The following is a 17,344-nucleotide window of genomic DNA, read 5'->3' on the forward strand; positions in this document are numbered from 1 at the left end:
CGTCCGTCCTCCCAGCTCGTGCGCGTGTTGGGCGGATCGTACTCGGCGCGCCGGACCCCGGCGACCTCCGGGCGGCGCACTCCGCGCCCTCCCCCCTTCCGCGCGGCCCGTCACCCGGGGGCCACGAACCCCGACTCGTACGCCGTGATCACCGCCTGCGTGCGGTCCCGCGCGCCCAGCTTCGCCAGGACGGCGCTCACATGTGACTTCACCGTCTCCGTGCCGACCACCAGCCGCGCGGCGATCTCCGCGTTCGACAGCCCACGCGCCATCAACCGGAGCACCTCACCCTCCCGTTCGGTGAGCCGGGCACGCTCCAGCGCGGCCCGGGCCGCGCGGTTCCCGCCGCCGTCGCCGTACTCGGCGGCCAGCTGCCGCACCGAGGCGGGGAACAGCAGGGACTCGCCCTCCGCGATCAGCCGCACCGCGTGCACGATCTCCGCCGGGCGGGCCCGCTTCAGCAGGAACCCGTCGGCGCCCGCGCGCAGCGCCTCGTAGACGTACTCGTCGTTCTCGAAGGTCGTCACCACGAGGATCTTCGGCGGGTCGGCGACCGTCCGCAGCAGCGCGCGCGTGGACTCGATGCCGTCGAGCAGCGGCATGCGTACGTCCATGGCGACCACGTCCGGCCGCAGCTGCCGCACCAGCGGGATCACCGCCGCCCCGTCGGCGGCCTCACCGACGACCGCGATGTCCGGCTGGGCCTCCAGCACGGCCCGGAGTCCCGCGCGTACCAGCGGTTCGTCGTCGACGAGGAGCACTCTGACGGGCATCCGCCCAGCGTAGATCAGCCCAGCGGCAGCTCGACGCGTACCTGCCAGTCGCCGTCCCCGTCCGGGCCCGTGTGCGCCCGCCCGCCGAGCAGCGCCGCCCGCTCGCGTATCCCGCGCAGGCCGCTGCCGCGGCCGGGGGCGGACGCATCCTCCGGCAGCGGATTGCGCACGTCGAGGGTGAGCAGGCCGTCCCTCGCGGACACCCGCACCCGGGCCGGCACCGCGCCCGCGTGCCGCAGCACGTTGGTCAGCGCCTCCTGAAGGATGCGGTAGCCCTCACGGGAGACCGGGCCCGGCAGGGCCTCCAGCGGCCCCGTGACCTCGGCGTCGACCTCGGCCCCGGAGGCGCGCGCGGACTCCAGCAACCGGTCGGCGTCCGTGAGGGTCGGACGGGCGCTCGCGGGCCGCTCCGACTCGCGCAGCACGCCGAGCACCCGCTCCAGGTCTTCCAGGGCCGCCCTGCCGGTCTCCTCGATGGCCGTCAGCGCCCGGTCGGTGAACTCCGGGCTGTTCGCCGCGCGGGCGGCTCCCGCCTGCACGACGGCCACGGTCAGCGCGTGCCCGATGGAGTCGTGCAACTCGCGCGCGATGCGGGTGCGTTCCAGGAGCTGCTCGGTGCGCTCCTCGACGGCCGCGAGGCGCTCGGCGACCGACGGGCCCAGCAGCCGCCGCGCGACGGCGGTGAGCGCCGTGCCGCCCCCGGCCACGACCGCGTACAGCGCGACGAGCGGCAGCGGGGCCAGCAGACCGAACACCCAGTTCGGCGGGCCCGCGACCTGCGGCAAATCCTCGGTCTCGTGTCCCACCGTGCGGGCGGCCAGGGCGTACGCCACGGCCGGCAGCCAGAGCGTGGCGTACGCGACGGCCCCGCCGAGCAGCGTGCGGATCTCCAGCCACAGCACGGTCCGCCAGCGGTCCCGCCAGGTCGTGGCAGGACGCGTGGCGAAGTCCGGCTCCACCTCGTCCGGGGTCAGCAGCAGTCGCGCCTGCATCACCTCGGCCACCCGCACCGCCGGCAGCAGCCCCACCGGCACCAGCACCAGCAGCGGAACCCACGGCAGCCCCGGCTCGATCCACAACCACACGCTGATCCCGGCCATCGGCACCCACATGTGCAGCAGCCGGGTGTACGTCCTCCCGCGAACCAGCGGGCGCAGCAGGCGAACCATCCCGTCATCGTGTCATCGGCCGGCGACGGCGGGCTCCCCCGCGCGGGGGAGGAACAGCCCACCGGCGGGGGAGGACCCCGTGCGGTGCGGTCCGCCACGCTGGTGCCATGACCAGCATCGACGTCCGCGACCTCACCAAGGAGTACGGCACCGGGCGAGCCGTCGACGACCTCACCTTCACCGTGCCGCCCGGCCGCGTCACCGGCTTCCTCGGCCCCAACGGCGCGGGGAAGTCCACCACCATGCGCCTGGCGCTCGGCCTGGACCACCCCACCTCCGGCTCCGCCACCCTCGACGGCCGGCCCTACGCGACCCTGCGTGAACCCCTGCGCCGGGTGGGCGCGTTGCTCGACGCCGGTGCCGCGCACGGCGCCCGCACCGGCCGTGACCATCTGCGGATCCTGGCGGCGACCCACCGCATCCCGGACCGCCGGGTGGACGAGGTGCTGGAGGAGACCGGGCTGGAGCCCGCGGCCCGCCGCCGGGTACGGACGTACTCGCTCGGCATGCGGCAGCGGCTCGGCATCGCCGCAGCGCTGCTCGGCGACCCGGAGGTGGTGATGCTCGACGAGCCGTCCAACGGCCTCGACCCGGAGGGCATCGTGTGGATCCGCGGCCTGCTGCGCCGCCTCGCGGACGAAGGACGGACCGTGCTGGTGTCCAGTCACCTGATGAACGAGACCGCCTCGTTCGCCGACCACCTGGTCGTCCTCGGCCGGGGCCGACTGCTGGCCGACACCCCCATGCGGGAATTCATCGACGCGCGCGTACGGCCCGCCGTCCGGGTCCGCACCTCCGCACCGGACGTCCTGGAGCGCGCCCTCGCCCGCCACGGCCTCCAGGCCGTACGCCATCCCGACGGCCACTGGACCGTCCCCGACGCGCGCGTGGACGACATCGGACGCCTCGCCTCCGCCGAGGGGGTGCCGCTCCTGGAACTCACCGCCGACGAAGGGACCCTGGAGCAGGCCTACCTGGACCTGACCGCCGCCGAGACCGAGTTCGCCGCCCAGCCCCTGGAGGCCTGACCGTGCCGTTCACCCCCGTGTTCCGCTCCGAGTGGCTGAAGATCCGCACCGTCCGCCCGCTGCTCGCGACCTTGTTCGTCCTGTTCGCGGTGACCACCGCGTTCTCCGCGCTGGCGGGCATGGACCCCGAGGATTCCGGTTCCGACCCGCTGTTCGCGGCCCTGTCCGGCACCACCCTGGGGCAGATCGCCGCCCTCACCTTCGGCTCCCTGGCGGTGTCGGCGGAGTACCGCGAGGGCGCCGCCGTCCGGCTGTCGCTGACGGCGGTCCCGCGTCGCGGCCTCTGGTTCGCCGCCAAGGCTGCCGCCGTCGCCGCCGTCGTGCTGCTGGTGGCCCTGGTGACATCCCTGGCCGCGCTTCTCGCGGGCCTGGCCGGACTCGGCGACGCGGCGGACGGTCTCAGCACGGCCGACCAGGTACGCGGCGTGCTCGGAGGCGCCGTCTACCTCACGCTCATGGCCCTGTTCGCGGCCGGAACGGCCACGCTGCTGCGCAGCGGGGTGGCCACGCTGTCGGTGCTGATCCCGTTCGTCCTGATCGTGTCGCTCGTGATCGGTGACGCGCTCGGGGCGGTCGCCGACTTCCTGCCGGACCGCGCGGGCCAGACGGTGCTGCGCAGTGTGCCAGACGGAACGCTCGGGCCGTGGACGGGACTTGCCGTCACCGCGTGCTGGACGGCCGCCGCCCTGCTGGCGGGGGCGTGGCGGCTTCGCCGTCAGGACGCCTGAGAGTTGGCCGGCTGACCCGCCGCCAACTGTCAGTGGCGGCGGGTTTACTGGAGCCATGAACCTCGCCCGGCACATCGCCCTCGTCGACGAGCTGTGCTTCCGGCCCTTCCCGGCGGAGCACGGCCCGTCGGACGTCGGCTTCTCGGGACCGGGCCACCATGTCGCCGTGCTGGAGTCCGGCGACCGCCCGGACCTCGATCCGGCGGACCGGGCGGCGACGGTCGACCAGTTCGAGAAGCAGCGCGACGCGGTGTACGAACTGCTGGCCTCCCGCTGGGGCGACGTCGACCCGTGGAACCTGGGGACGGTGCTGCTGCGCACGGAGCGGGAGGACATACCGCAGCCGTGGGCCTGGCTCAGTCACGAAGCGGGCGTGGCCTGGCTGTGGGAGGTGCAGGGCACCGGCCGCTGGGTCGCCGTCGCGCTCGCCGACCGGGACGCGGGCGGCGCCGTCCAGCTGCTGGCCGTGGTCACGGAGACCGCGCCTCCCTAAGAGACACAGAGCACCAGGGGCCCGTCAGTCCCGCTCCGCCGCCTCTCGCAGCCGCGCGAACTCCTCCGCGAGCGTCGCCGGCGTCCAGTGCGCGTTCAGCCCGCTGGGATTGGGCAGCACCCACACCCGGCTCTCGCCGATGGTCCGCACCTGCGGCCCCACCTTCGCGGTGCGGTCGTCGAACGCCGCGCGGTACGCGGTCACCCCGAGCACGGCAAGCCAGCGGGGACGCAACCGGGCCACCTTCACGGCGAGTTCGCGCCCGCCCTCCCGGTACTCCTCGGCGCTCAGCTCGTCGGCCCGCGCGGTCGCCCGCGCCACCACGTTGGTGATGCCGAGCCCGTACGACAGCAGCTCCCGCTGCTCCGACGGCGGCAGCTGCCGCGGGGTGAAACCGGAGCGGTGCAGCGCGGGCCAGAAGCGGTTGCCCGGGCGGGCGAAGTGATGGCCGGTCGCGGCCGTCATCAGGCCCGGGTTGATGCCGCAGAACAGCACCCGCAGACCGTCCGCGACCACGTCCGGCACGAGGCGGTCGCGGGCGGCCTGGAGTTCCTCCTGGGTGAAGCGGCTCAGAGGATCGCCCCGGGGGTGTAGCCGGCGGCCTCCGGGTGCTGCTTCACGATCGCGTCGATCCGGCCGACCACGGTGGCGACCTGGTCGCTCGCGGCGCCGGTGAAGGACAGCTTGTCCGCCATCAGCGCCTCGAGCTCGGCGCGGTCCAGCGGCAGCCGCTCGTCGCCGGCGAGCTTGTCGAGCAGGTCGTTGCGCTCGGCGCCCTGCTCCCGCATGGCGAGGGCGGTGGCGACGGCGTTCTCCTTGATCGCCTCGTGCGCGACCTCACGGCCGACGCCCGCGCGCACCGCGCCCATCAGCACCTTGGTGGTGGCGAGGAACGGCAGGTAGCGGTCCAGCTCCCGGGCCACGACGGCCGGGAAGGCGCCGAACTCGTCGAGCACGGTCAGGAACGTCTCCAGCAGCCCGTCGAGCGCGAAGAACGCGTCCGGCAGCGCGACCCGGCGTACCACCGAGCAGGACACGTCGCCCTCGTTCCACTGGTCGCCCGCCAGCTCGCCGGTCATCGACGCGTAGCCGCGCAGGATGACCATCAGGCCGTTGACGCGCTCGCAGGAGCGGGTGTTCATCTTGTGCGGCATCGCCGAGGAGCCGACCTGGCCCGGCTTGAAGCCCTCGGTGACCAGCTCGTGCCCGGCCATCAGCCGGATCGTCTTGGCCAGCGAGGACGGGGCGGCGGCCAGCTGCACCAGCGCGGTGACGACCTCGTAGTCCAGGGAGCGCGGGTAGACCTGTCCGACGCTGGTGAACGCCTGCGAGAAGCCCAGGTGACCGGCGATCCGGCGCTCCAGGTCGGCCAGCTTGCCGGCGTCCCCGCCGAGCAGGTCCAGCATGTCCTGCGCGGTGCCGACCGGGCCCTTGATGCCGCGCAGCGGGTAGCGGCCCAGCAGCTCCTCCAGCCGCCCGTACGCCACGAGCAGCTCGTCGGCCGCCGTCGCGAAGCGCTTGCCGAGGGTGGTGGCCTGCGCGGCCACGTTGTGCGAGCGGCCGGCCATGACCAGCTCGCCGTACTCCCCGGCCAGCTTGCCGAGGCGGGCCAGCACGGCGACCGTGCGGTCGCGCGTCAGCTCGAGCGACAGCCGGACCTGGAGCTGCTCGACGTTCTCGGTGAGGTCGCGGGAGGTCATGCCCTTGTGTACGTGCTCGTGCCCGGCGAGGTCGTTGAACTCCTCGATCCGCGCCTTCACGTCGTGGCGGGTGACCTTCTCCCGCTCGGCGATCGAGGCCAGGTCGACGGTGTCGAGGACCCGCTCGTAGTCGGCGATAGCCGCGTCGGGCACCTCGATCCCGAGGTCCTTCTGGGCCTTCAGCACGGCGAGCCAGAGCTGCCGCTCGAGCCTCACCTTCTGCTCGGGCGACCAGAGCGTGGCGAGCTCGGCGGAGGCGTAGCGTCCGGCGAGGACGTTCGGGATACGGGGCTTGGCGGGCGCAGCAGTCACGTACAGGGAGTCTACTGGCGATTCGTGCAGACCCGCGCCACGGGGTGACCTGGAGGAACGTACAAGGGGGCGGCCGCTACGCCGTCTCGTACGGCAGCAGCTCCGGGCGCTTGGCCGGCAGGCCGTCGCCCGAGGAGCGGCCGGTGAGCCGGCGGCCGATCCACGGCAGCAGGTGCCGGCGGGCGAACCGGGCGTCCTCCACCCGCCGCGCGACCCAGTGCGGGGGCAGCGTGGCCTCCGGGGGCAGGTGCCACTCGGGGTCCTCGGCCGGGTGGCCGAGCGCCTGCCACACCGCCTCCGCGACCCTGCGGTGCCCCTCCCCGGTCAGGTGCAGCCGGTCCACGTCCCACAGCCGGGGGTCGCCGAGCGCCGGCGCCCCGTACAGGTCGACCACCAGCGCGTCGTGCTTGGCGGCGAGCTCGTCGATGCAGGCGAACAGCGCCTCCATGCGGGGCCGGAAGCGCTCCAGCACCGGGCCCCGGCGGCCGGGGCTGCGCATCAGCACCAGCTGCGCGCAGTGCGGGGCCAGCCGCTCCACGGCCTCGGTGAGGAGGTCCTGGACCCGGACCATGTCGCACTTGGGGCGCAGGGTGTCGTTGAGGCCGCCGACCAGGGTGATGACGTCGGCGCCCATGGCCGCCGCCGTCTCCACCTGCTCGTCGACTATCTGCTGGATCAGCTTGCCGCGCACCGCGAGGTTGGCGTACCGGAAGCCGGGGGCGACGGCCGCCATCCGGGCGGCGAGGAGGTCCGCCCAACCACGGTAGGTGCCGTCGGGCAGGAGGTCCGACATGCCTTCGGTGAAGGAGTCGCCCAGAGCGACGAGGCTGGTGTGGGCGGGGCTGCTGGGGGTGGGGTTCGTCTGCATGGCGACAGAAATGGTAGCCCCTGGCACATACCCGCGGGTCGGTCGCCTTCCTTCCTCTCGCGGGGAAGGAGCGCTCAGGTCCGCTGCCCGAACAGCTCCCGCAGCACGTCCTCCATGGTCACCAGCCCCGCCAGCCGCCCGTCCGTCCCGGAGACGGCCGCCAGATGCGTACGGCTGCCCCGCATCGCGGTGAGCACGTCGTCCAGCGGGGTGCTCTCCCGGATGCGGGCGATGGACCGCATGTCCCGCAGCCGGAACGGCATGTCCCGCGGCGAGGCGTCCAGGGCGTCCTTGATGTGCAGGTAGCCGACGATCCGCCGCTGCTCGTCCACCACGGGGAACCGGGAGAACCCGGACTCCGCCGACAGCCGCTCCAGTCCTTCCGGAGTGACGCCCACGCGCGCGTAGACCACCCGCTCCAGCGGCATCACCACGTCCCGTACCGGACGCCGGCCCAGCTCCAGCGCGTCGTTCAGGCGCTCGAGGGCGCGGTCGTCGATCAGGCCCGCCTCGCCGGAGTCCTTCACGATCTGGGCGAGCTCCGCGTCGGAGAAGGACGCGACCACCTCGTCCCGCGTCTCCACCCGCAGCAGCTTCAGGAGCGTGTTCGCGAAGGCGTTGACGGTGAAGATCACCGGGCGCAGCGCGCGGGACAGCGCCACCAGCGGCGGGCCCAGCATCAGCGCGCTGCGGACCGGCTCCGCGAGCGCGATGTTCTTCGGCACCATCTCGCCGAGCAGCATGTGCAGGTACGTGGCGAGCGCCAGCGCGATCACGAACGACACCGCGTGTCCCGCGCCGTCGGGCACGCCCACCGCGTGGAACACCGGTTCGAGCAGGTGGGCGATGGCCGGCTCGGCGACGATGCCGAGGATCAGCGTGCACAGGGTGATGCCGAGCTGCGCGGCCGCCAGCAGCACCGACACGTGCTCCAGGCCCCACAGCACGCTCTTGGCGCGCCGGTCGCCCTGGTCGGCGTGCGGCTCGACCTGGCTGCGGCGGACGGAGATCAGGGCGAACTCGGCGCCCACGAAGAAGGCGTTGGCGACCAGCGTGGCCAGGCCGATCAGCAGCTGTACGGCGGTCATCGGCGCGCCCCCCGGTCGTCCTTCGTGTCACCGGCCGCGGACGCGCCGGCCTCGTGTCGCGTCACCTGCCCGTCGTCGCGGGGCGCGCGCAGCAGCACACGTGCCGCGCGGCGCCCGGAGGCGTCCGCCACCTCCAGCCGCCAGCCGGCGACCTCGAAGACGTCGCCCTCCTCCGGTATGCGGCCCAGCTCGGCGGCCACCAGCCCGGCCAGCGTCTCGTACGGCCCTTCCAGCGCGCGGAGTCCGACGCGGGCGAGCTGGTCCAGGCGGGCGGAGCCGTCCGCGGAGAACAGCGTGCGGCCCTCCTCGTCGGTGCCGGCCCGGGCCAGGTCGGGCGTCTCGTGCGGGTCGTGCTCGTCCCGGACCTCGCCGACGACCTCCTCCACGATGTCCTCCAGAGTGGCCACCCCCGCCGTGCCGCCGTACTCGTCGATGACCACGGCCATCGTGCGGCGGCCCGACAGGCGGTCCAGGAGCCGGTCGACGGTGAGCGACCCGGGGACCAGCAGCGGTTCGCGCATCAGCTCGGACACGGGCACCTCGGGACGGCGCTCGGCGGGCACCGCCAGGACGTCCTTCACATGCGCCGTGCCGACCACCGCGTCGAGCGTCTCGCGGTAGACGGGGAACCGTGAGAGCCCGGTCGCCCGGGTCACGTTCGCCACGTCCTCGCACGTCGCCCGGACCTCCAGGGCGATGACCTGGACGCGGGGCGTCATCACGTTCTCCGCGGTCAGGTCGGCGAGGTTCAGGGTGCGGACGAACAGTTCCGCGGTGTCCGGCTCCAGGGCGCCCTCCTTCGCGGAGTGCCGGGCCAGCGCGGCCAGTTCCTGGGGCCCGCGCGCGGACTCCAGCTCCTCGGCCGGTTCCAGCCCGATGCGGCGCACCATCCGGTTGGCCTGGTTGTTCAGGTGGGTGATGAACGGGCGGAAGGCGGCGCTGAACCAGCGCTGCGCGTTGCCGACCCGCTTGGCGACGGCCAGCGGGGAGGAGATCGCCCAGTTCTTCGGCACCAGCTCGCCGACGACCATCAGGAACACCGTCGACAGGCCCGTGCCGATCACCAGCGCCAGCGAGCGCGCGACCGACTCGGAGGCGCCGATGTCCCGCAGTGGCCCTCTGATCAGCGCGGCGATCGACGGTTCGGACAGCATGCCGACCACCAGGTTGGTGACCGTGATGCCCAGTTGGGCCCCGGAGAGCTGGAAGGTCAGGCTGCGCACGGCCTGGAGCGCACCGGCGGCGCCACGCTCGCCGCGCTCCACCGCCCGCTCCAGCTCGCCCCGCTCGACCGTGGTGAGGGAGAACTCGGCGGCCACGAACGCCCCGCACAGGAGCGAGAGCAGGATGGCCGCCAGAAGGAGGAGCACTTCGGTCATCGGGTCACCTCAGTCCCATGGTCGGGCAGGACGGGGTCGGACGCGCGGTGTCGGAGACCGGAAGCGGGCCCACGGGCGGAGACACGACCTTTCACGGAGAACCGAGTGGCCCTCACCGGGTAAAGGATGGGCAAAGTTCGGCCGACGGGTCGTGGTTCACCCGGTCAGGGGCTTCACCCAGCGCCGCCAGCGTTCCTCCGGCGCATACCCCGCCGCGTCCCACGCATGATGGGCGGTCTCGTTGCGCTGCAGCACCATCGCGTCCGCGCGGCGCCCGCCGAGCCGTACGAACCGGTTCTCGGCTGCGGTCAGCAGGGCCGTGGCGATGCCCTGCCGGCGCCGGTCCGGACGCACCGCCAGGCGATACAGGTGGCACCGCCAGCCGTCGAAGCCGGCGATCACCGTGCCGACCAGCTCGCCGTCCCGCTCGGCGAGGATCAGCGCCTCGGGATCGCGGGCGACCAGCCGCTCCACGCCCTCCCGGTCGTCGCTGATGCTCGTGCCCTCCGCGGCCGACTTCCAGAAGGCCAGCACGTCGTCGAGGTCCTCGGGTACGGCGGCCCGGGTGCGCAGTTCGCTCATGCGTCCGATCTCAGCACGGAGGTCCGGGCGTGATCACCGGATTCCATGATGCGGACCGGGCCGCCGCGCAGGCGCTTCCACTCATCGGCGATGGCCTCAGGGCGAGGCGGAGGGGGACCCCCCGGTGCCGGAGGCCGCCGTGCCCGGCTGTCCGCCGTCCGGCGGTGGGGCGTCCGGTCGCCCGGCGTCCCGGGGCGTGCTGGAGGGTGCGGACGCCGGCGCTCTCCCGTCCGGCGACCCGGCGCCCGGCTGACCGCCGTCCCGGAGCGGCATCGCGCCCGGGTTTTCGCCGTCCGGCGGCGGCGTCGGGCTAGGGGTGTGCCCGGTGGGCGGCGTGCCGGCGTCTTGTGGTGCGGTCGCGCGGACGACGTCGAACCGTTTCATCCGTTCCAGCACCGACTCCGCCGTGGGCCGGCGTACCTCGTCCACGATGCGGCCGTCCGCGAGGAACAGGACCAGGTCGGAGTGGGCGGCGGCGCCGGGGTCGTGGGTGACCATGACCACCGTCTGGCCGAGCCGGTCCACCGCCTCCCGCAGGAAGCCCAGCACTTCGAGCCCCGCCCGCGAGTCGAGGTTGCCGGTCGGCTCGTCGGCGAAGACCAGCTCGGGCCGCGAGGCCAGCGCCCGCGCGCAGGCCACGCGCTGCTGCTGACCGCCCGACAGCTGCGCGGGCCGGTGCTTGAGCCGGTTCCGCAGGCCCAGCGTTTCGATGACCTGGTCCAGCCACGCCTCGTCCGGCTTCCGGCCGGCGATGTCCATGGGCAGGGTGATGTTCTCCCGCGCGGTCAGCGTGGGGATCAGGTTGAACGACTGGAACATGAAGCCGACGCGGTCCCGCCTGAGCCGGGTCAGGTCACGGTCCTTCAGCCCCGTGATCTCGGTGTCACCGAGCCACACCTGACCGGCGGAGACGGTGTCCAGCCCGGCCAGGCAGTGCATCAGCGTGGACTTCCCGGAGCCGGACGGCCCCATGACCGCGGTGAAGCGCCCGCGCGCGATGCCGACGTCCACCGAGTCCAGGGCGATCACCGCCGTCTCGCCCGAGCCGTACGCCTTGGTCAGACCGCGCGCGCGGGCCGCGGTCCCGTCGCGCGACGCGAGGCCGGGGGCGTGCTCCTCAGCGGGTGTGGACAAGGCCGCCTCCTCCGGTGAACAGCCGGGCCGAGCATGTCGCGCCGAGGGTAGGGCGGCCCGGTGCGTGCGGAACATCCCCCGGGAGTGCCGGTTCCGGACTCGGATGTAAGGGACACATGAGCTCGCACGTCCGTCTCCTTGCCGTGCTAGCGTCCCGGCGCTAGCTTCGAGGTATGGCGAAGACCCAGCTGAACGTGCGCGTGGACGAGGGCACCGCCCGCGCGGCCCGGGAGCGTGCCCTGGCGCGAGGCATCAGCGTCAACCGCTACATCGAGGAACTGGTCCGCCAGGACACCGGCGAGTCCGGACGCGCCTTCGTCGAGGCCGCCGCCGACTTCATGAAGCAGTACGAGAGCGTCTTCGCCGAGGAGTTCGGCAGGGACCGCGAGGGCGCGCGCGAAGGTCACCGCTGACCCTTGGACCACGTACGCATCGACCTCGCCTGGCTGCTCATGCTCGCCGAGCAGCAGACCCCCGGCGACCCCCAGGTCACCGACTGGGGCGCGCTCGTCGCCGCCGTCGCCCGTCACGACGCCGGGATATTCGACGTCCCCGTCTACGACACCCCGCACAGCCGCGCCGCCGCGCTGCTCCAGCTGCTGATCCACGTCCCCGCGCTGGAGCGCTCCAACGCGCTCTTCGCCTCCGCCGTCGCGTACGCCTACCTGGTCGCCAGTGGCCTGAAGGTCGTCACCTCGCCCGAGCAGGTCCGCGACCTGGCCCGCCTGGTGAAGCGGGACGGCGCGGACGTCGACACCATCGCGGCCGAACTGCGCCGCTGGTGCGCTTGATCAGCGACCCGCGGCCCCCGTGTTCCCCGTGTCCTCCGCGTCCCCCACGGGCCGCCACGCGGTGCCGATGACGCAGAACGACTGCGGCAGCGCCGGCCCGTTCTCCGGGATGGTCATCCGCCGGTAGGGCCCCAGCTCGAACCCGGCCGCCCGCAGCGCCCCGACCGGGTCCCGGGCCAGATGGCAGCCCCCGGCCAGCGGCGGCCACACCGTGCGGTCCAGCGCCCGCTGGGTGAGGTGCATGACCCGGCCGCCACCCGCGCCGTGCTCGAAGAACCGCACCTCGCCGCCGGGCCGCAGCACGCGCCGCACCTCGGCGAGCGCCCGCTCCACGTCGCGCACGCTGCACAGCACCAGCGACAGCACCGCCGCGTCGAACGCCTCACTCTTCACGGGCAGCGCCTCCGCCACCCCGGGCGCCACGTCCACCGGCATCTCGGCCCGCAGCGCCGCCTCCACGGCCAGCGTGCGCAACGCGCGCTCCGGCTCCATGGCGACGACCTCGGCGACGGTGCGCGGGTAGTGGGCGAAGTTCAGGCCGTTGCCCGCGCCGATCTCGATCACCCGCCCGGACAGACCGCCGAGCAGCCGGCGTCGTACGTCCGCCATCCCCGCGCGGCTCTCGGCGGCGACGCTGCAGCGGGCGTACCAGCGGGCGAAGACCGGATGGTGCACGGGATCCCGCGCCGCCTGGGCGGAGCGGAGGGACCGCAACTGCATGGGGACCTCCCCGGGACGGACCTACGGCGATTCTCCCCGTCGGCCCGCCCGGCGAACCACCGTGCCGGTCAGGAAGCCTCCCGGGCGCGGAAGACGTCCGCGTCCCAGGTGCCCTCCAGGCGGGGCGCCAGCCAGTCCGGGGCGGCCGTCCGGAACCGGGCCGGGTCGAGCCGGCCCGCCCCCTCCGGTACCGCGCCCAGCAGCGGGACGCCGGTGACGTCCGGCAGGTCCAGCAGGTTGCAGCGCTCCGCGAGGCCGGGGTCCGCGGGCCAACTGCCGATCACCACCCCCACCGGGTCGAGCCCGCGCCCCCGCAGCTCCCGGACCGTCAGCTCCGTGGCGTTGAGGGTGCCCAGGCCCGCGGACGCGACCACCAGAACCGGCGCGCGCAGCAGCGCCGCCGCGTCCGCCAGGGTCCCGCCGGCCGCGTCGAACCGTACGAGCAGGCCGCCCGCGCCCTCCACCAGCACCAGGTCGTGCTCGGTGGCCAGCTTGGCGGCCCGGTCGGCGATCTCGTACGGATGGACGGGCGCCCGGCCCGCCCGACGGGCCGCCGTCGCGGGCGCGAGCGGCTCGGGGTAGCGGGCCAGCTCGGCCGACGTCAGCGGTCCGGCGAGCCGCTCGACCTCGGCGGCGTCCCCGGGCTCCGCCGGCCCGACCCCTGTCTGCGCGGCCTTCAGCACCGCCACCGACCGGCCGCCCGCCAGCGCCGTCGCGGCGACCGCGGCCGTCACCACCGTCTTGCCGACCTCGGTGTTCGTGCCCGTCACCACCAGCACCGGCATGTCATCCCTCCTTCGCCGCCGCGCACACCGCGCGGGCAATACGGGCCACGTCCTCGTCACCCGTGACGTACGGCGGCATGGTGTACACCAGATCGCGGAACGGACGCAGCCAGACGCCCTCCCGCACCGCCGCCCGGGTGGCCGCGGCCATGTCGATGTCGTGGTCCAGCTGGACGACCCCGATCGCGCCGAGCACCCGGACGTCCCGCACCCCGGGCAGCCGGCCGGCGGGGGCCAGCCCCTCGCGCAGCCCGGACTCGATCCGCTTGACCTCCGCGCGCCAGTCCTGGCCGAGCAGCAGCTCCACGGAGGCGCAGGCGACGGCCGCTGCCAGCGGGTTGCCCATGAAGGTCGGGCCGTGCGCCAGCACCGGCACCTCGCCGCGCGAGATGCCCTCGGCCACCCGAGCGGTGCACAGCGTCGCCGCCATGGTGAGGTAACCGCCGGTCAGCGCCTTGCCCACGCACATCACGTCCGGCGACACGGCCGCGTGCTCCGCCGCGAACAGGGCGCCGGTACGGCCGAAACCGGTCGCGATCTCGTCGAAGACCAGCAGCACGTCGTGCGCGTCGCACGCCTCCCGCAGCACCCGCAGATACGCGGGGGAGTGGAACCGCATCCCGCCCGCGCCCTGCACCACCGGCTCCACGATCACCGCGGCCAGCTCACCGGCGTGCCGCTCGATCATCTCCCGCAGGTGGTCGGCGTACGCCTCCTCGTACGGGCCGGGCGGGGCGTCGGCGAAGACCTGACGCGGCAGCACCCCGGACCACAGCTCGTGCATCCCGCCCTCGGGGTCGCACACCGACATCGGCTGCCAGGTGTCACCGTGGTAGCCGCCCCGCCAGGTCAGCAGCCGCGACTTCTCGGGACGGCCCAGCGAACGCCAGTACTGCAGGCACATCTTCACGGCGACCTCGACCGACACCGACCCCGAGTCGGCCAGGAACACGTGCTCCAGACCGTCCGGCGACATGTCGACAAGGAGCTTCGCCAGCCGTACGGCGGGCTCGTGCGTGAGCCCGCCGAACATCACGTGACTCATCCGCCCGAGCTGGTCGTGGGCGGCCTCGTTGAGCACCGGGTGGTTGTAGCCGTGGATCGCCGACCACCAGGACGACATGCCGTCGACCAGCTCGCCCGAACCGTCGGCCAGGGTGAGACGCACGCCGCTCGCCGACGCGACGACGAGCGGTTCCTGACGGCCCGGCATGGGCCCGTACGGATGCCACACGTGCCGCCGGTCGAGCTCCAGCAGCGCGGCGACGGACGCGTCGGGTTCAGGCATTGGGCGCGAGGTCCGTTCCGGTACCCCGGCGGCGCACGGCCACCAGGTCGGGACGCGGCTCGTCGGCGGAGGCGACGGGGGCGGGCGCGGCGGCGGGCGCCGTTCCGCAGACACCGCCGCACTCGTGCGAGCCGCAGCCGCCCTCGGCACCGTCATGGGACCCGCAGCCGGTCCCGGCCCGGGACCCGCAGGCCCCGCCGCTCGTGTGCGACCCGCAGCCTCCGCCCGCCCGGTGCTCGGGCAGGGTGACCTCCCCGGCTCCCTCCACCTCGAACCCGGCGTCCGCGATCATCTCCAGGTCCGCCTTGCCGGCCTGTCCCTCGCTGGTGAGGTAGTCGCCCAGGAAGACGGAGTTGGCCAGGTGCAGCGCGAGCGGCTGCATCGTGCGCAGATGGACCTCGCGGCCGCCCGCGATCCGCACCTCGGCGTCGGGGCAGACGAACCGCACCATCGCCAGGATGCGCAGGCAGCGCTGCGGCGTCAGGTTCCACTCCTTGGCGAGCGGGGTGCCCTCGAACGGGATCAGGAAGTTGACCGGCACCGAGTCCGGGTCCAGCTCGCGCAGCGAGAACACGACGTCGACCAGGTCGTCGTCGGTCTCACCCATGCCGGCGATCAGCCCGGAGCAGGCCGACAGACCGGCCGCGTGCGCCTTGCGCACCGTGTCCACCCGGTCGGCGTAGGCGTGCGTGGTCGTGATCTCCCCGTACGTCGACTCGGACGTGTTGAGGTTGTGGTTGTAGGCGTCCGCGCCCGCCTCGCGCAGCCGTTCGGCCTGGCCGTCGGAGAGCAGGCCCAGGCAGGCGCACACCTCGACGTCCTCGTTCTGCTCCTTGATGGTCTTGATGGTGTCGGACACCCGGTCCACGTCCCGGTCCGTCGGGCCGCGGCCGCTCGCCACCAGGCACACCCGCTTCGCACCGCCGGCCAGTCCCGCGGCGGCCGCCCGGGACGCCTCGTCCGGCTTCAGCCAGGTGTACTTGAGGATGTCGGCCTTCGAGCCGAGCCGCTGGGAGCAGTAGGAGCAGTCCTCCGGACACAGCCCGGACTTGAGGTTGACCAGATAGTTGAGTTTCACCCGGCGGCCGAACCAGTGCCTGCGCACCCTCCCGGCCGCCGCCACCACGTCGAGCAGCTCGTCGTCGGTCGTCGCGAGGACGGCCAGCGCCTCGGCCCGTGTCGGCGTCTCGCGCCGAAGCCCCTTGTCCACCAGCGTGTTCAGCAGGTCCATGAGAGCCGATCCTGTCCTACCCGGTCCGTCCGGGCCAAGGAGACTTCGTACAACAGAGCCGTCCGGCGGTGTGGGTATCACCACACAGGGGTCCGGCCCGCCTGCCGCTAATGTCTGTTGACTGCCTACAAAATCCCCGGAGGACCCATGGCGTTCGGCTGGATCGACGAGCAGGCGGAGCAGCGCCGCAGGGCCGGGCTCGTCCGCACCCTGCGCCCCCGGCCGGCCGACACGCCGCTCCTCGACCTCGCGAGCAACGACTACCTCGGGCTGGCCCGTCATCCCGAGGTCACCGAGGGGGCCGCCCGGGCCGCCCGTACCTGGGGCGGCGGCGCGACCGGCTCCCGCCTGGTCACGGGCACCACCGAGCTGCACGCCGAACTGGAACACGAACTGGCCGATTTCTGCGGGTTCGAAGCGGCCCTGGTGTTCTCCTCCGGCTACGCGGCCAACCTGGCCGCCGTCACCGCGCTGGCCCCGCACGGCTCACTCGTCGTCTCCGACGCGGGCAACCACGCCTCGCTGATCGACGGGTGCCGGCTGGCCCGGGGCGTCACGCAGGTGGTGGCGCACCGCGACCCGGACGCCGTGCGCAAGGCGCTGGACGGCCATGAGGGCCCCGCGGTGGCGGTGTCGGACACGGTGTTCTCGGTGGACGGCGACGCGGCCCCGCTCGCCGCGCTGGCCGAGGCGTGCCGGGAGCACGGTGCGGGGCTGGTGCTGGACGACGCGCACGGCCTCGGCGTGCTCGGCGACGGCGGCCGGGGCGCTCCGCACGCGGCGGGCGTCGCGGGTGCCGGCGACGTCGTCGTGACGGTGACGCTGTCGAAGTCGCTCGGCAGCCAGGGCGGCGCGGTGCTGGGTCCGGCCCGGGTGATCGGCCATCTGGTCAACGCGGCACGGACGTTCATCTTCGACACGGGTCTCGCCCCGGCGGCGGCGGGCGCGGCCCTGGCGGCGCTGCGGCTGCTGCGCCGCGAGCCGGGGCGCGCGGCGCGGGCGGGCACGGTGGCGCGCGAACTGCACACCCGGCTGACGGCCGCGGGTCTGGAAGCGGTACGTCCGGACGCCGCGGTCGTCTCCGTGCGTGCTCCGTCCCCGGAGCAGGCCGTGCGTTGGGCGGCCGACTGCCGGACGGCCGGTCTGTCCGTGGGCTGCTTCCGTCCTCCTTCCGTGCCCGACGGCATCTCACGGCTCAGACTGACCGCCCGGGCCGACCTGTCCGGGGCGGAGATCGAACGCGCTGTACGGGTGATCGGCGAAACGCGGCCATGA

Annotated in this window: 19 protein-coding genes; 6 read left to right on the forward strand and 13 right to left on the reverse strand. The window is 73.9% G+C overall.

Features of this window, described 5'->3' with window-relative positions; genetic code table 11:
* Positions 1–110 precede the first annotated feature (110 nt).
* Together B100_RS0113060 and B100_RS0113065 are read right to left on the reverse strand one after the other, a co-directional pair.
* Positions 111–773: a response regulator transcription factor gene (locus tag B100_RS0113060; RefSeq protein WP_024884886.1), complete on the reverse strand. Its 663-nt coding sequence runs from the start codon at positions 771–773 to the stop codon at positions 111–113.
* A gap of 14 nt (positions 774–787) precedes the next feature.
* Entirely contained in the window at positions 788–1,942 is a 1,155-nt protein-coding gene (locus tag B100_RS0113065) for a histidine kinase (RefSeq protein WP_024884887.1), read from the reverse strand.
* 107 nt (positions 1,943–2,049) lie between these two features.
* Here B100_RS0113065 and B100_RS0113070 point away from each other — a divergent pair, with 107 nt between their 5' ends.
* Genes B100_RS0113070 through B100_RS0113080 form a run of 3 tightly spaced genes read left to right on the forward strand, consistent with a single transcriptional unit; the run spans position 2,050 to position 4,191 of the window.
* On the forward strand, positions 2,050–2,970 hold the full coding sequence (locus B100_RS0113070; protein WP_024884888.1) for an ABC transporter ATP-binding protein: 921 nt from the start codon (positions 2,050–2,052) through the stop codon (positions 2,968–2,970).
* A gap of 2 nt (positions 2,971–2,972) precedes the next feature.
* A complete protein-coding gene (locus B100_RS0113075) occupies positions 2,973–3,698 on the forward strand; it encodes an ABC transporter permease (protein WP_024884889.1) in 726 nt (241 codons plus the stop codon).
* Between the two features lie 55 nt (positions 3,699–3,753).
* Complete coding sequence (locus B100_RS0113080) at positions 3,754–4,191, forward strand: hypothetical protein (protein WP_024884890.1); 438 nt, start codon at positions 3,754–3,756, stop codon at positions 4,189–4,191.
* 24 nt (positions 4,192–4,215) lie between these two features.
* Here the strand turns inward: B100_RS0113080 and mug are convergent, their stop codons facing one another.
* The 7 genes from mug to B100_RS33920 all read right to left on the reverse strand — a co-directional run bounded on the left by mug (position 4,216) and on the right by B100_RS33920 (position 11,254).
* Positions 4,216–4,716, reverse strand: a complete 501-nt coding sequence (gene mug / locus B100_RS0113085; protein ID WP_024884891.1) for a G/U mismatch-specific DNA glycosylase — start codon at positions 4,714–4,716, stop codon at positions 4,216–4,218.
* A gap of 44 nt (positions 4,717–4,760) precedes the next feature.
* The gene (gene purB / locus B100_RS0113090; RefSeq protein WP_024884892.1) at positions 4,761–6,203 is read right to left on the reverse strand and encodes an adenylosuccinate lyase; all 1,443 of its coding nucleotides are present in this window, start codon (positions 6,201–6,203) and stop codon (positions 4,761–4,763) included.
* Positions 6,204–6,279: 76 nt separating this feature from the next.
* On the reverse strand, positions 6,280–7,071 hold the full coding sequence (locus tag B100_RS0113095) for an SGNH/GDSL hydrolase family protein (RefSeq protein ID WP_024884893.1): 792 nt from the start codon (positions 7,069–7,071) through the stop codon (positions 6,280–6,282).
* A 74-nt stretch (positions 7,072–7,145) separates the two neighbouring features.
* Positions 7,146–8,159, reverse strand: a complete 1,014-nt coding sequence (locus tag B100_RS0113100) for a hemolysin family protein (RefSeq protein ID WP_024884894.1) — start codon at positions 8,157–8,159, stop codon at positions 7,146–7,148.
* The gene (locus tag B100_RS0113105; protein WP_024884895.1) at positions 8,156–9,538 is read right to left on the reverse strand and encodes a hemolysin family protein; all 1,383 of its coding nucleotides are present in this window, start codon (positions 9,536–9,538) and stop codon (positions 8,156–8,158) included. Before B100_RS0113105 ends, B100_RS0113100 begins: the two co-directional genes overlap by 4 nt.
* A 156-nt stretch (positions 9,539–9,694) precedes the next feature.
* A complete protein-coding gene (locus B100_RS0113110) occupies positions 9,695–10,120 on the reverse strand; it encodes a GNAT family N-acetyltransferase (protein ID WP_024884896.1) in 426 nt (141 codons plus the stop codon).
* Positions 10,121–10,216: 96 nt separating this feature from the next.
* Positions 10,217–11,254, reverse strand: coding sequence for an ATP-binding cassette domain-containing protein (locus B100_RS33920; RefSeq protein ID WP_024884897.1), 1,038 nt, complete (start codon positions 11,252–11,254; stop codon positions 10,217–10,219).
* Between the two features lie 173 nt (positions 11,255–11,427).
* Between B100_RS33920 and B100_RS0113120 the strand changes: the two genes are divergently transcribed.
* On the forward strand, positions 11,428–11,667 hold the full coding sequence (locus B100_RS0113120) for a toxin-antitoxin system antitoxin component (RefSeq protein WP_024884898.1): 240 nt from the start codon (positions 11,428–11,430) through the stop codon (positions 11,665–11,667).
* Between the two features lie 3 nt (positions 11,668–11,670).
* Entirely contained in the window at positions 11,671–12,045 is a 375-nt protein-coding gene (locus B100_RS0113125; RefSeq protein ID WP_024884899.1) for a hypothetical protein, read from the forward strand.
* Here B100_RS0113125 and B100_RS0113130 read toward each other — a convergent pair whose 3' ends face one another.
* From B100_RS0113130 to bioB, 4 genes are all read right to left on the reverse strand, one after another.
* A complete protein-coding gene (locus B100_RS0113130; protein WP_024884900.1) occupies positions 12,046–12,765 on the reverse strand; it encodes a class I SAM-dependent methyltransferase in 720 nt (239 codons plus the stop codon).
* A gap of 68 nt (positions 12,766–12,833) precedes the next feature.
* On the reverse strand, positions 12,834–13,550 hold the full coding sequence (gene bioD, locus B100_RS0113135) for a dethiobiotin synthase (protein ID WP_024884901.1): 717 nt from the start codon (positions 13,548–13,550) through the stop codon (positions 12,834–12,836).
* Between the two features lies 1 nt (position 13,551).
* Positions 13,552–14,838, reverse strand: a complete 1,287-nt coding sequence (locus B100_RS0113140) for an adenosylmethionine--8-amino-7-oxononanoate transaminase (RefSeq protein ID WP_024884902.1) — start codon at positions 14,836–14,838, stop codon at positions 13,552–13,554.
* The gene (gene bioB / locus B100_RS0113145; RefSeq protein ID WP_024884903.1) at positions 14,831–16,069 is read right to left on the reverse strand and encodes a biotin synthase BioB; all 1,239 of its coding nucleotides are present in this window, start codon (positions 16,067–16,069) and stop codon (positions 14,831–14,833) included. Before bioB ends, B100_RS0113140 begins: the two co-directional genes overlap by 8 nt.
* A 147-nt stretch (positions 16,070–16,216) precedes the next feature.
* Here bioB and B100_RS0113150 point away from each other — a divergent pair, with 147 nt between their 5' ends.
* On the forward strand, positions 16,217–17,344 hold the full coding sequence (locus B100_RS0113150; protein ID WP_024884904.1) for an 8-amino-7-oxononanoate synthase: 1,128 nt from the start codon (positions 16,217–16,219) through the stop codon (positions 17,342–17,344).

This window comes from Streptomyces sp. CNH189 (genome assembly GCF_000527195.1).